Origin of the sequence: Burkholderia sp. IO2 (assembly GCF_029522185.1) — a bacterium.
GTDB classification, from domain to species: domain Bacteria; phylum Pseudomonadota; class Gammaproteobacteria; order Burkholderiales; family Burkholderiaceae; genus Burkholderia; species Burkholderia cenocepacia.
Genome location: NZ_JAKWFH010000053.1, coordinates 23,461 through 36,536, shown reverse-complemented (window position 1 = coordinate 36,536; position 13,076 = coordinate 23,461). Strand labels below are relative to the sequence as shown.

Sequence of the window (13,076 nt, the reverse complement as noted above, 5' to 3'; positions counted from 1 at the left end):
GTCCGTTCGTGTGCAGCGTTGAAGATGCCGTCTTGGGCCAGTGCACGTTCCCTTGTTTGGAAAAATGCATGCGTGGCGCTGGCCCCCCGGAAGGGCCGAGCGCCGCGTCATGCTCGTCGCGAATACGTCGCGTATTCGCTTCGTCGCCATCCTCGCGCTCGGCCCTTCCGGGGGCCGGCGCAAGCCCGTCATCAGCATGAACGGGCCCCATGACGTGCATTGCGCCGCACGTGTCGCGGTGCCGGCCGACGTACCTGCCGGGCCGCATTACAAGGAGTCTCGATGCCTTACGTCCTGATCGTCGAAGACGACGCCGATACGCGAACGATGCTGGCCACGCTCGCGCGCACGCAGCAACTGACGTGCGATACGGCGGCGACGGTTGAAGAAGCGCGCACGCTCGTCTCGACGCATACCCCCGATCTCGTGCTGTGCGACCTCGTGCTGCCCGACGGCAACGGGATGGATCTGTTCGACGCATTGCCCAAGCGCGGGCATTGCGAAATGGTGTTGACCACCGGCCACGCGAGCCTCGAAACCGCGATCGACGCATTGCGGCGCGGCGCGACCGATTACCTGGTGAAGCCGCTCAACATGCAGCGGCTGAACAGCATCTTCGCGCGCGTGCCGCGCACGACCGCGCTGCACGAGGAAATCGCCGAACTGCGCTCGGAACTGCAGCGCCTCGGCCGGTTCGGCCGCATGCTCGGCAGCTCGCCCGCGATGCAGGCCGTCTACGACGCGATCGGCCGCGTCGCGCGCACCGAAGCGTCGGTGCTGCTCACTGGCGAATCGGGCACCGGCAAGGAACTCGCGGCGCAGACCGTGCACGACCTGAGCCTGCGCCGCCGCGGGCCGTTTCTCGCGGTGAACTGCGGCGCGATCGCCGCGAATCTCGTCGAGAGCGAGATGTTCGGCCACGACCGCGGCAGCTTCACCGGCGCGGAACGTCAGCACAAGGGCTTCTTCGAACGCGCGGACGGCGGCACGCTGTTTCTCGACGAAATCACCGAGATGCCGCTCGAGTCGCAGGTCAAGCTGCTGCGCGTGCTGGAGACCGGACGCCTCACGCGGCTCGGCTCGACGCGCGAGATCGACGTCGACGTGCGCATCGTCGCCGCGACCAACCGCGACCCGGAAGCCGCGATGGCCGACGGCAAGCTGCGGCCCGACCTGTTCCACCGGATCAACGTGTTCCCGATTCCGCTGCCGTCGCTGCGTGAACGCGGCGACGACATTCCGATGCTCGCCGACGCGTTCCTGCAGCGCTACAACGAAGAGAGCGGCCGCAACCTGCGCTTCGCGCCGGCCGCGCGCGAAGCGCTGAAGACCTACGAATGGCCCGGCAACGTGCGCGAGCTGCGCAACTTCGTGCAGCGCGCGAGCATCTTCACCGACGCCGACGTGATCGACACGCTGCCGCCGCCGATCATGGACGAGCTGTCCAGCATGGTCGATTCGCATGAAGATCGCGTGACGGTGCCGTTCGGCACGCCGCTCGAGGAAGTCGACCGCAAGCTGATCCTCGGCACGATCGCGCAATGCGGCGGCGTGAAGGCGCAAGCGGCCGAGGTGCTCGACGTCAGCCTGAAGACGATCTACAACCGGCTCGCGCAACTGGAAGACGAAGCGGAGAAGCCGGATTCCTGATGCCGCTACGACCGCGTTCATGTTTCCGTTCCGGCCTCGCGGCGCGTATCGCGCTCGAGGCGGCGGCGCATGCGTTCGACGTGCGGCGGGATCGTGCGTCGTTCGCGCAGGATCCATGGCAGGCCGGCGAACGTGCGTACGATCGCGCGTTCGCGGCGCAGCAGCGGCAGCATGCGCAGGGTATGCCGCCACGCGGCCGGGGCCGGCCACCTGAGCCACGCGGTCCACACCGCGTTGCGGGCAGCGGTGCGCGCGCGCGTGGGCCGGTCGCGCTGCAGCGACGGGTAGTGATGGACGGTCAGGCGCGGTGCATACACGAGCCAGTGCCCCGCGCGATACAGGTCGAGCGCGAGCAGCGCTTCCTCGCCGCCGAGGAAGTAGTGCGGATGGTAGCCGCCCGCGCGCATGAACGCGTCGCGCCGGAACGCGGTCGCGCCGGCCAGCAGCCCGAGGATCGGCCGGCCCGGCAGCGCGACGGGCGCGTCGAGCGGGCTGTCGGCCATCAGCCGGCAGGTCGGGTCCTCGCGTTCGTCGGGGCCGACCAGCACGCGCGCGGTGACGGCCGCGACGTGCGGATACGCGTCGAGCAGGTTCGCGGCTTCGGCGATCGAGCCGGGCGCCCACCACGTGTCGTCGTCGCAGAACGCAACGTGGCGCGTGCGGGCGACGGCGACGCCGAGGTTGCGGCCGGCCGCGCCCAAGTTGCCCGGCGCATGCACCAGCGCGACATGCGGAAAGCGGTCGCGGATCAGCGTGGCCGTGTCGGCGTCCGCCGCGTTGTCGACGACGACGATCGCCGGCCGGTCGGGCAGCACGGACAGGTGTTCGAGCGTGCGCGCGAGTTCGGCGGCGCGCCGGCAGGTCAGCACGATCGCGGTCACGCGCGGCTCGCCCGGCGGCAGCGCGACGCGCGCGGGCGTTACGCGGACGTGACGTCGCATTCGAGCCGCCAGATCGTTTCGGGTTCGCGGAGAGCGGCACGCATATGAGGTTCCAGCAGCGTTACCTGGCTCGCGTACGCATCGACGGCGGCGGCTTTCGCGGCGACGCTGTTCGGGTCGCCGGCGGCCGGCGCCGCGACCGGATGCGCGGTCCAGCCGCGCTCGCGCCATTCGATCACGCGCCTGGCCATCAGCCCGTCGATGCGGCGATACGGCACGTCCTCGTAGAAGCGCCAGACGTGCGACGGATCGTCGGCACGCAGCAGCGACAGCATGGCCGCCTGCACTTGCAGATGATCGCGGTGGAACAGGCCGGCCGGCGCGAGCACGCCGAAGCCCGGGTGCGCGTCGAGCGCCGCGGCCACGCGTGTCGCGATCGCGGTCGACGTAGTCGGTACGCCGTACTGATCGTCGAGGAAATCGAGCCACACGGGGCGGGCGCCGAGCAGCGCGAGCGCGCGGCGGTCTTCGTCGCGGCGCGCGCGCACCGCTTCGTCGGCGTGGCGGAAGCCCGCACGCTGATCCCACGGGGGCGCGGGCGTGCCGTGCGGCGGGATGCCCGCGAACACGGTGACGACGATCGAGCCGGGCGCCTGCGCAAGCAGTTGCCCGCAACTGAAGACGGCATCGTCGAGATGCGGCGAGACGACGAGCCAGCGTGTCGGGTCGGGCATGGCGTGAAGTTCTCCATCGTGAGCGGCCGGGCCGCCGGTTCCGATCGGCCAGCATGCGTCGTGCCCGCGGGCGGCGCCCGCGCCGGCCGCTGTCGACTGTCCCCGCAGGAGCGTGTCCAATGACCGAAATTGCACGGCCGCAGGCCGGAAATTACGCAACGGCCGTGATGCTGGTCGCGATCGCGACCGTGTTGCAGACGCTCGCGATCCGGTTCGGCGGCGTGAATCTGCCGTTCGTGCTGTATTACCCGCTGCTCGCCGGCGCCGCGTGGGCGACGTCGTTCGTGTTCGGCATCGTGTCGACGGTGGTCAGCGGGCTGCTCGTCTGGACGCTGTTCCTGTCCGATCCTGCCGCCTATACGACGCCGCTGCCCGACCGGCTCGTGCAGCTCGGCACGTTCATCCTGATCGGCGCGCTGGTGTGCGCGGTCGCGTCGCTGCTGCATCACACGCGGCTGACGAACGATCGCGCGCGCCGACGCGAGGCGGCCGCGCGCCGGCAGTTCGAGGCCGTGCTGCGCGCCTTGCCGCACGGCGTGATCGCGACCGACCCGAACGGGCGGCTCACCTATCTCAACGCGGCCGCGGCCAAACTCGTCGGCTGCCGGCCGGACGAGGCGGTGGGGCGGCCGGTGCGCGACGTGCTGCGGATCGTCGATCACGAAGGCCGCCGCGTGCCGACCACGCCGCTCGACCATGCGCTCGGCGGCGCCGAGGCGACGTCCGACCGGCACTGGCTGCAGGCCGGCAGCGGCGAGCCGGTGCCGATCGTCGCGGTCGCGTCGCCGATCGGCGATGCGGAAGGCAACCTGGACGGCGCGGTGCTGCTGTTGCGCGATGCCGGCGCGGACCGCGCGCGCATCGATGCGTCGCGGCTCCAGCATGCGGTCGTCGAGGCGTCGCCGGACGCGATCGTCGGGATCGACGCCAGCGGCCGCATCGCGAGCTGGAACGCGGCTGCGCAGCGGCTCTTCGGCTACGACGAGGCCGACGCGCGCGGCCGCAGGTTCGACACGCTGATCGCGCGGCGCTGGCTGCGGCTCAATCCGCTCGCCGACGCGTTCGACGCGATGCAGGAACCGGTCGGGCCGCTCGAACTGTTGTGCGTGCGGCGCGACGGCCGGCGCTTTCGGGCGACGGTGTCGGCGTGCCCGGTGCAGGGCGACGCGCGGGCGTGCGTCGCGCTGTCGCTGACGCTGCGCGAGACTGGTGCGCAGCGTCGTCGCGACCTGCGGGCGCAGCGCTCGCTGCAGGGCGCGCGCGATGCGCGCGATCAGGCCGATACGTCGAACCGGCTGAAGGACGAGCTGCTGGCCACGGTGTCGCATGAATTGCGCACGCCGCTGAACGTGATCTACGGGTGGATCGAGGTGCTGCGCAACACGGGCGACCACGCGTTGCAGCATCAGGCGATCGACGCGATCGACCGCAGCGCGCGTTCGCTCACGCGGATGGTCGGCGACATCCTCGATGCGTCGTCGCTCGCGACCGGCAAGCTGCGGCTCGACGCGACGCCGGTCGACGTCGTGCGGTTGTTCTCCGATCAGGTCGGCACGTTCCAGACCGCCGCCTCGTCGGCCGGCATCATGCTCGAATTCGACTGCGACGCGTCCGCGTGCATCGTGTCGGGCGATGCCGAGCGGTTGCGGCAGATGCTGTCGAACCTCATCTCGAATGCGATGAAATTCACGCCGGCCGGGGGCAGCGTGACGGTCGGCCTCGCGCGCGACGGCACGCAGGTGGTGCTGACCGTGGCCGATACGGGGCAGGGCGTCGCGACCGAGTTCCTGCCGTACGTGTTCGACATGTTCCGCCGCGCGGACGATTCGCCCGCGTCGCCGCGACGAGGGCTCGGTCTCGGCCTGTCGATCGTGCGACATATCGCGCAACTGCACGGCGGCAGCGTGAGCGTCGCGAGTGCGGGCCGCGATCGCGGCACGACGTTCACGGTGACGCTGCCGGCCGGCTGGCAGCCGGCCGGCGCGATGGCGTGGAGCATCGCGCAGGCGCGCGGTCGGCGCGAGGCGCTCGTGCTCGACACGCAGCGCATCCTGATCGTCGACGACGACGCGACCACGCGGGCCAGTCTCACCGCCGCGCTGACCACGTTCGGCGCGGCGGTCGCGATCGCGTCGTCGGGCCGCGAGGCGCTCGCGATGGTGGCCGACATGCGGCCGACGGTCGTGCTGTCCGACCTCGCGATGCCCGACGGCGACGGCTTCTGGCTGCTGGAGGCGTTACGGCGCGGCGCGACGAACGGCGACAGCGGCCCGCTCGACGTGCGCGTGCTGGCCGTCACCGCGCACGCGGGCCTCGCCGACGAACGCCGCGCGCTGGAGGCCGGCTTCGACGGCTATCTGTGCAAGCCGGTCGACGTGCGCGAACTGGCGCACAAGATCGCACACATGACGAAGCGCGACGGCTGACGCACGTCGCGCGTACCGGCCGCGTCAGGTGGTCGGCGCCGGCCGGTTCTGCGTATGGACCTGCGCGAGCAGATGCGACGCGATTCGCGTGCTGCGCACGAGGTCGCCGGGCGTGTGGTGCGTGACCTGGCGCTGGATGAAGTAGCGCGCGGTGTGCGCGAGCCCGTTCGCGAACGTCGTCGTCGCGCGCCAGCCGAGCCGCTTCTGCGCGGCGGCGAGATTCGGCCGCCGCTGGCGCGGATCGTCCGACGGCAGCGGCCGGAACTCGATCGGCACGGTCGCGCCGACGATCCGCACGACTTCCCGCGCGACGTCGATCATCGCGATCTCGACGTCGCTGCCGAGATTGACCGGCTCGCTCGCGTCGCCCGGTTCGTCCATCAGCCGGATCAATGCGTCGACCATGTCGTCCACGTAGCAGAACGAGCGCGTCTGCTTGCCGTCGCCGTAGACGGTCAACGGCTGTTCCGCGAGCGCCTGCGTGACGAAGTTCGACACGACGCGCCCGTCGGCCGGGTGCATGCGCGGGCCGTACGTATTGAAGATCCGCGCGATCCGCACGTCGACCCCGTACTGGCGGTGATAGTCGGAGAACAGCGTTTCCGCGCAGCGCTTGCCTTCGTCGTAGCACGCGCGGATGCCGGTCGGATTGACGCGGCCGCAATAGTGCTCGTCCTGCGGATGCACGTCCGGGTCGCCGTACACCTCGCTCGTCGAGGCCTGCAGGATGCGCGCCTTCACGCGCTTGGCGAGGCCGAGCAGGTTGATCGCGCCGTGCACGCTGGTCTTCGTCGTCTGCACCGGGTCGCGCTGGTAGTGGACGGGCGATGCCGGGCACGCGAGGTTGTAGATTTCGTCGACTTCGACGTAGAGCGGAAACGTCACGTCGTGCCGCATCAGCTCGAAGTTCGGCGCATCGAGCAGGTGCGCGATGTTGTCCTTCGTGCCCGTGTAGAAATTGTCGACGCACAGCACGTCGTGGCCGGCGGTCACGAGGCGTTCGCACAGATGCGAACCGAGAAAGCCGGCGCCGCCGGTGACGAGGACGCGTTTTCGGTCGTAGCCCTTCATTACGTATTCTCCTTGCGGTGTGCGAGCACGCCTCGCGTGGTGGCGACCGGCGTGCGCCGGCCGGTGCCGGCCGACGTGCCGGCGCGCTGCGCGTGGGCGACGTCGCGATAGATGTCGACGAGCCGGTCGGCGACGCTTTGCCAGGTGTAGAAGCGATGCGCGCGCAGGTAGCCGGCGCGGCCGAGCGCCGCGCACAGGTCCGGTTGCGCGCGCAGTTGCACGAGGCGCGCGGCCAGCGCGGCCGGGTCGCGCGGCGGCACGAGATAGCCGGTCGTGCCGTCGTCGACCGTCGTGCGGATGCCGCCCACGTCGCTGCCGATCACCGCCGTCGCGCACGCCATCGCCTCGACCGGCGTGATGCCGAACGGCTCGTACCACGGCGTCGTCACGAACACGTCGGCCGCGCTGTAGTACAGGTGCAGCGCGTCGCGATCGCGCCGGCCGACGAAGGTCACGCGGTTCGCGATGCCGAGTTCGTGCGCGAACGCGGCGAGCCGCGCGAGTTCCGGGTCGCGCGCGGGGTCGGGCGTCGCCTGGCTGCCGCCGACCACGTACAGGTGGGTCGGCCGCTGCGGGTCGCGCGGCATGCGTGCGAGCGCGTCGATCACGGTGTCGATGCCCTTGCGCGGCACGAGGCGCCCCAGTTGCAGCACGACGAACGCGTCCTGCGGCCAGCCGAGCCGCGCGCGCGCATCGACGCGCGGCACCGGCCGGAATTCCCGCGCGTCGAAGCCGCACGGCACGATCTCGATGCGCGCGGTATCGGCGCGATAGTGCGTCGTCAGGTCCAGCGCATCCTGCGGGCATTCGGCGATCAGGCGGTCCGAGCGGCGCGCGAGCGTGTCCTCGATCGCGAAGCGCGCGTCGGGGAAGCCGTCGGCCGTGCCCTGGTGCAGCCGCCGCACGCGGCCGAGCGCATGGAACGTCGTGACGAGCGGGATGCCGAGCGCCTTTTTCACGCGCAGCGCGGCGTCGCCGGACATGAAGAAGTTCGCGTGCATCACGTCGACCGGATCGGGCTCGCGTCGCATTCGCGCGATCATGTACTGCGCGAACGGGCCCATGTACGGCAGCAACTGCTCCTTGGGCACGTCGGTCGGCGGTCCGGCCGGCACGTGGATCACGCGCATGCGCGGGCCGATCGGCACGACTTCCGGCAAATGCGGATTGTCGCAGCGGGTGTACACGTCGACGTCGAGGCCGCGCTCCGCGAGCTGCTTCGCGACGTTCGCGACGTAGATGTTCTGACCACCGGCATCGACGCCGCCGATCACCCCCAGCGGCGACGCATGTTCACTGATCAACGCGATTCTTTGCATGGTATTGCTCCCGGTATCGGGGCCGCGCACACGGGCCACCGTTGTCGGTGACCCGGCAATCGGCATGCCCGCTGCATTGCGGGGAAAACCGCTTCCCGGGGTGCCGAAAAATTTACAACGCGTTGGATGAAAGGGCGTCTGATCGCGGCATCCCGCTGGCATGCGGCGCATGCGGCGCGGCACGCGATTTGCGCGACCTCTGCTCACCCGCCGGCTCGCCCGGCCCGATGAAAAGGAGGTCACGATGAAGGTATTCCAGCTGCAAGCCCGCTCCCCGCGGATCCGCCATCAGCGCGCGATGCGCACCGGCATGGCGGTCGCGATCGCCGCGGCCACCGCATGCATGGTCGTCGCGCCGAACGCGGTCGCCGCCGGCGACGATGGCGCCGCATCGTCGTCGACGTCGTCGTCGTCGCATTCGAGCACCGGCACGAAGATCCGCGACGCGACGATCACGACCAAGGCGAAGGCCGAGCTGGTCGGCACGAGCGGCCTGTCGGCCGGCGACATCCACGTGAAGACGCGGCACGGCACCGTGACGCTCACCGGCAGCGTGCCCGACGAGCAGCAGCGCACGCAGGCCGTCAGCGTCGTGAAGCAGGTCGACGGCGTGCAGGACGTGCGCGACCAGTTGACCATCCGGCCCAAATAACCGCGACGCGACCGTAACAGGAGTCCAGTGATGAACTGCATGCTCAAACCGGTCGGCGAACAGACGATCGTGATTACCGGCGCGACGAGCGGCATCGGTCTCGTCACCGCGCGCAAGGCGGCCCGGCGCGGCGCGAAGCTCGTGCTGTTCGCGCGCAACGAGGAAGCGCTGAACACGCTGTGCGAGGAAATCCGCCAGCATGGCGGCCTCGCGGTGCCGGTCGCCGGCGACGTCGGCAACGTCGAGGATCTGCAGCGCGCGGCCGCGGCGGCGGCCGATACGTACGGCGGCTTCGACACCTGGATCAACAATGCGGGCGTATCGATCTTCGGCACGGCGGCCCAGGTGCCGCTCGAGGATCAGCGCCGGCTGTTCGACACCAACTACTGGGGCGTCGTGCACGGCTCGCTCGTCGCGGCCGACCATTTCCGGCGCAAGAGCGATTTCCACGGCGGCGCGATCATCAACATGGGCAGCGAGGCGTCCGACGCGCCGGTGCCGCTGCAAAGCGCGTACGTCGCGTCGAAGCACGCGGTGAAGGGCTTCACCGATTCGCTTCGGCTCGAGATGGAAGCCGATCACCTGCCGGTGTCCGTCACGCTGATCAAGCCGGCCGCGATCGACACGATGTTCGTGATGCACGCGAAGAACTACATGAACGTCGAGGCGAAGCTGCCGCCGCCGATCTACGACCCCGACCTGGTGGCCGACGCGATCCTGTTCGCGGCCGCGCATCCGCGCCGCACGCTGTTCGTCGGCGGCGCCGCCAAGTTCACGTCGGCGAGCGCGTACCACGCGCCGCGCCTGTTCGACCGCGTCGCGGCCACGCTGTTCTCGCGCGGCCAGCGCACGGTGCGCCCGGCGCGGCCGCGCGACGACAACGCGCTGTACGACTCGCGCCACGCGCTGCACGAGCGCGAAGGCATGGAGGGGCCGGTGCTGCGCAGCTGTGCGTACAACACGGTGGTGCAGCGGCCGAAGGTCGCCGGCGCGGTCGCGCTGGGCGCTGCGGCGCTGGTGTTTGCCGCGTTCGCGCGTGCGCGCCGGTCGTCCGCGTGATTTCGTTCATTTTCCAAGGAGGCGTTCATGACATCCCGACAACACACGGGCCACGAGTACAGCCACTCGCGCGCGCACGAAGGCGAGCGCACCCAGCAGGACCACGACAAGGGCGGGCACCAGACGGGGCACGGCAAGCCGCCGAGCCCGGTCGATGTGCAGAAGGCGCTGAAGGGAATGGACTATCCGGCCAGCAAGGCGGATGTCGTGCAGTGCGCGGAACGCTCGAACGCGGACCGCGCGGTGCTCGACATGCTGCGCAAGATTCCCGAGCGCGAGTACGACACGCCCGCATCGGTATCGAAGGAGCTCGGGCGGCTGATGTGAGCGTCGCCCATCGCGCCGCGTGCTCGCGCGCGCGGCGCATCCATCATGAGGAGCACGACCATGGCGATGATCGTCGCAGGCCGTTTCACGACGTTCGATGAAGCGGAAGGTGGGGCGCGTCACCTCTACGAGCGCGCGTTCGGGCCGGACGACGTGTCGATCTTCTTCCTGAACCCCGGCGGCCAGCACGCGCGCTTCCCGATCGGCGGCGACGTGTATGCCGACACCGCGGCGAAGCCCGGCGGGCGCGGCGCGATGGTCGGCGCGATCCGCGGGCTGCTGATCGGCGTCGTCATCGGGTTGATCGCCTATGCGCTCGGCCTGCGCTACTGGTTCGTGCCGGCCGCCGCCGCGCTCGCCGGCGCCTATCTCGGCGCATTCGGCGGCGCGCTCGGCCGCATGCGCGGCGAGCAGGCCGAAGGCAAGGGCACGCTCGCGCAGAGCGAAACGGGCGTGATTCTCGCCGCGCGCGTGACGCCCGACACCGCGACGACCGCCGAAGACGTGTTGCGCGCGACCGGCGCGAAGTCGATCGAGCGCGTCGAAGGCGACTGGCAGGACGGCGAATGGCGCGATTTCGATCCGGTGCGCCGGCCCGACGAAGCGCCGTCCGGCGGCCCCCGCTGACGACGCCGTTTTTCCAGACGCTTGCAACGTCAGCCCTGAAAACACGGCCGCCGTGCGCGGGCCGGCGTGCGCCGCGCGCGGCACGCCGTTTGCGCAGCATCGGCGGCACCCGTTCAAGGAGGAACCCCATGACCACTGCACAGACGCCGCCACCGCAGAAACAGACGCATCAGCCGGGCACCGAGCGCGACATGCATCCGAAGCCGCGCGACGAAGCGGCCGACTACGTGGGCAGCGGCAAGCTTGCCGGCAAGGTCGCGCTCGTGACGGGCGGCGACAGCGGGATCGGCCGCGCCGTGGCGATCGGTTTCGCGAAGGAGGGCGCGGACGTCGCGATCGTCTACCTGAAGGAATCCGACGAGGCCGCGCATACCCGGCAACTGATCGAGCAGACCGGCCGACGCTGCGAGGCGATCGCCTGCGACGTCGGCGATCGCCGGCAGGCGCGCGACGCGGTGGCCCGCACGGTCGAACGGCTCGGCCGGCTCGACGTGCTCGTGAACAACGCAGGCGAGCAGCATCCGCAGCCGGGCATCGAGGACGTGTCGGAGGAACAGCTCGAACGCACGTTCCGCACCAACGTGTACGGGATGTTCTTCTGCACGCAGGCCGCGCTGCCGCACATGAAGGCGGGCGGTCGCATCGTCAACACGGCGTCGGTCACCGCGTATCACGGCAGCCCGAAACTGCCCGACTACTCGGCGACCAAGGGCGCGATCGTCGCGTTCACACGGTCGCTGTCGATCGAGCTGGCCGAACGCGACATCCGCGTGAACGCGGTCGCGCCGGGGCCGATCTGGACGCCGCTGATTCCGTCGACGTTCACGCCCGAGCAGGTCGCGAAATTCGGCTCGAACGTGCCGCTCAAGCGGCCGGGGCAACCGGACGAACTGATCGACTGCTACGTGCTGCTCGCGTCGGCCGGCGCGAGCTACATGACCGGGCAGACGCTGCACCCGAACGGCGGCTCGATCGTCGGCGGTTGATGGCCGTTTCCATGCAAGCACCAGGAGAAAGCTGATGAGACAACCCAACTGGACGATCGCGGCGCTCGCCGCCGGCGTGCTCGCCGTGTCGGGGCTCGCCCGCGCGCAGATGCCGAGCGAGCCGCCCGCATCGAATTCGCACGTGCCGGGCGGCGTGATCAACCCGTCGTCGGGCGCGGGCGCCGCCGGCGACCCCGGCATCGCGAAAGCGCCGAAGGGCGCCGATGCGGAGTTCGTCGACAAGGCCGCGATGGCCGGCAAGGCGGAAGTGCAGGCCAGCCAGCTCGCGCTGAAGCAGGCGCAGTCGGCGGACGTGCGGGCATTCGCGAAACGGATGGTCGCGGATCATGGCAAGGCGAACGCGAAGCTCACCGAGCTCGCCGCGCGCAAGGGCATGAAGCCGCAGGTCGAACAGATCTCGGACCCTGACGTCGAGGCGCTGCGCGGCAAGAGCGGGCACGACTTCGACACCGCGTATCTCGCGGCGGCCGGCCCCGACGCGCACCAGAAGGCGGTCGCGTTGTTCGAGGACGAAGCGCGCGACGGCAAGGACGCGCAATTGCGCGCATTCGCCAAATCCACGCTGCCGACGCTCAAGCATCACCTGAGCATGGCGCAGACGCTCGCACGCAAGGTGGGCGCGCAATAACGCGCGCCCGGTTCCACCCCTGGGCCGCACGGGCGGCCCGCTTTTTCGGAGAAGCAGTCATGGCCCAACGGCAATCGAAGCACGAAGGTATCCTCGAACTGCTCTGCCAGGCATACGAGACCGAGCTTGGCGGCGCGCAGATCTACGAGGCCGCGCTCCAGTGCGCGACCGACGAGGACCTGCACAAGGAATGGGAGAAGTACCATCGCGAGACGCTGCACCACCAGGAGGTGCTGCGCAACGTGTTCGCCGCACTCGGCCTCGATCCCGATGCGCAATCGCCGGGGCGCGCCGCGGTGGCCGCCACCGGCAAGTCGCTGGTGCAGGTGATCGAGCAGGCGAAGAAGCAGGCCGACCCGGCGGTCGCGCAGGTGGTCGCGGCCGAGTGCGTGGTGCTCGCCGAAACCAAGGATCACCTGAACTGGGAGCTGATCGGCTATGCGGCCGACCAGCTGCCCGACAGCGACGCGGCGAAGGCGCTGAAGGCCGCGCACGACGAGGTGGAGGCCGACGAGGATCATCACCTGTATCACACGCGTGGCTGGGCGCGCGAGATGTGGATCGAGTCGATGGGCTTCAAGGCGGTACTGCCGCCGCCGGAGGAAGTGAAGAAGGTGGAGTCCGCCGCGGATGCGGCACGTGCCGAGCGCTCGCGCGGCAAGATGATGTAACGCCCCGGGCAGGCGGGCGGCGCG

The 13,076-nt window shown here is 70.2% G+C and carries 14 protein-coding genes; 10 read left to right on the top strand and 4 right to left on the bottom strand.

Features of this window, described 5'->3' with window-relative positions; all coding sequences use genetic code 11:
* Window positions 1–109: 109 nt before the first annotated feature.
* Both MMB92_RS27740 and MMB92_RS27735 read left to right on the top strand, forming a co-directional pair.
* On the top strand, window positions 110–298 hold the full coding sequence (locus MMB92_RS27740; protein WP_124550664.1) for a hypothetical protein: 189 nt from the start codon (window positions 110–112) through the stop codon (window positions 296–298).
* Window positions 283–1,650: a sigma-54 dependent transcriptional regulator gene (locus MMB92_RS27735; protein ID WP_277563072.1), complete on the top strand. Its 1,368-nt coding sequence runs from the start codon at window positions 283–285 to the stop codon at window positions 1,648–1,650. The genes MMB92_RS27740 and MMB92_RS27735 overlap by 16 nt, the downstream gene beginning before the upstream one ends.
* Before the next feature lie 17 nt (window positions 1,651–1,667).
* Here MMB92_RS27735 and MMB92_RS27730 read toward each other — a convergent pair whose 3' ends face one another.
* Window positions 1,668–2,591, bottom strand: coding sequence for a glycosyltransferase family 2 protein (locus MMB92_RS27730; RefSeq protein WP_058903687.1), 924 nt, complete (start codon window positions 2,589–2,591; stop codon window positions 1,668–1,670).
* Complete coding sequence (locus tag MMB92_RS27725; protein WP_058903686.1) at window positions 2,570–3,265, bottom strand: PIG-L family deacetylase; 696 nt, start codon at window positions 3,263–3,265, stop codon at window positions 2,570–2,572. Before MMB92_RS27725 ends, MMB92_RS27730 begins: the two co-directional genes overlap by 22 nt.
* 119 nt (window positions 3,266–3,384) lie before the next feature.
* Between MMB92_RS27725 and MMB92_RS27720 the strand changes: the two genes are divergently transcribed.
* Window positions 3,385–5,691: a PAS domain-containing protein gene (locus MMB92_RS27720; RefSeq protein ID WP_077057181.1), complete on the top strand. Its 2,307-nt coding sequence runs from the start codon at window positions 3,385–3,387 to the stop codon at window positions 5,689–5,691.
* Between the two features lie 24 nt (window positions 5,692–5,715).
* On the opposite strand, the gene MMB92_RS27715 is transcribed toward MMB92_RS27720, so the two are convergent.
* Window positions 5,716–6,762, bottom strand: coding sequence for a UDP-glucuronic acid decarboxylase family protein (locus MMB92_RS27715; protein ID WP_006498363.1), 1,047 nt, complete (start codon window positions 6,760–6,762; stop codon window positions 5,716–5,718).
* Window positions 6,762–8,081 carry a glycosyltransferase family 1 protein gene (locus MMB92_RS27710; protein ID WP_058903684.1) on the bottom strand — a complete coding sequence of 440 codons (1,320 nt, stop codon included), beginning with the start codon at window positions 8,079–8,081 and terminating at the stop codon, window positions 6,762–6,764. The genes MMB92_RS27715 and MMB92_RS27710 overlap by 1 nt, the downstream gene beginning before the upstream one ends.
* Before the next feature lie 244 nt (window positions 8,082–8,325).
* On the opposite strand from MMB92_RS27710, the gene MMB92_RS27705 reads away from it, so the two are divergent.
* From MMB92_RS27705 to MMB92_RS27675, 7 genes are all read left to right on the top strand, one after another.
* Entirely contained in the window at window positions 8,326–8,733 is a 408-nt protein-coding gene (locus tag MMB92_RS27705; RefSeq protein ID WP_062886074.1) for a BON domain-containing protein, read from the top strand.
* Between the two features lie 30 nt (window positions 8,734–8,763).
* Window positions 8,764–9,792 carry an SDR family oxidoreductase gene (locus tag MMB92_RS27700; protein ID WP_006498359.1) on the top strand — a complete coding sequence of 343 codons (1,029 nt, stop codon included), beginning with the start codon at window positions 8,764–8,766 and terminating at the stop codon, window positions 9,790–9,792.
* A 27-nt stretch (window positions 9,793–9,819) separates the two neighbouring features.
* Complete coding sequence (locus MMB92_RS27695; RefSeq protein WP_006498358.1) at window positions 9,820–10,119, top strand: DUF2795 domain-containing protein; 300 nt, start codon at window positions 9,820–9,822, stop codon at window positions 10,117–10,119.
* 60 nt (window positions 10,120–10,179) lie between these two features.
* The gene (locus MMB92_RS27690; protein WP_006498352.1) at window positions 10,180–10,746 is read left to right on the top strand and encodes a hypothetical protein; all 567 of its coding nucleotides are present in this window, start codon (window positions 10,180–10,182) and stop codon (window positions 10,744–10,746) included.
* Window positions 10,747–10,874: 128 nt separating this feature from the next.
* Window positions 10,875–11,732 carry an SDR family oxidoreductase gene (locus tag MMB92_RS27685; RefSeq protein ID WP_058903683.1) on the top strand — a complete coding sequence of 286 codons (858 nt, stop codon included), beginning with the start codon at window positions 10,875–10,877 and terminating at the stop codon, window positions 11,730–11,732.
* A 34-nt stretch (window positions 11,733–11,766) separates the two neighbouring features.
* A complete protein-coding gene (locus tag MMB92_RS27680; RefSeq protein WP_034203636.1) occupies window positions 11,767–12,381 on the top strand; it encodes a DUF4142 domain-containing protein in 615 nt (204 codons plus the stop codon).
* A gap of 59 nt (window positions 12,382–12,440) precedes the next feature.
* Window positions 12,441–13,052 carry a hypothetical protein gene (locus MMB92_RS27675; protein ID WP_006498349.1) on the top strand — a complete coding sequence of 204 codons (612 nt, stop codon included), beginning with the start codon at window positions 12,441–12,443 and terminating at the stop codon, window positions 13,050–13,052.
* Window positions 13,053–13,076 lie beyond the last annotated feature (24 nt).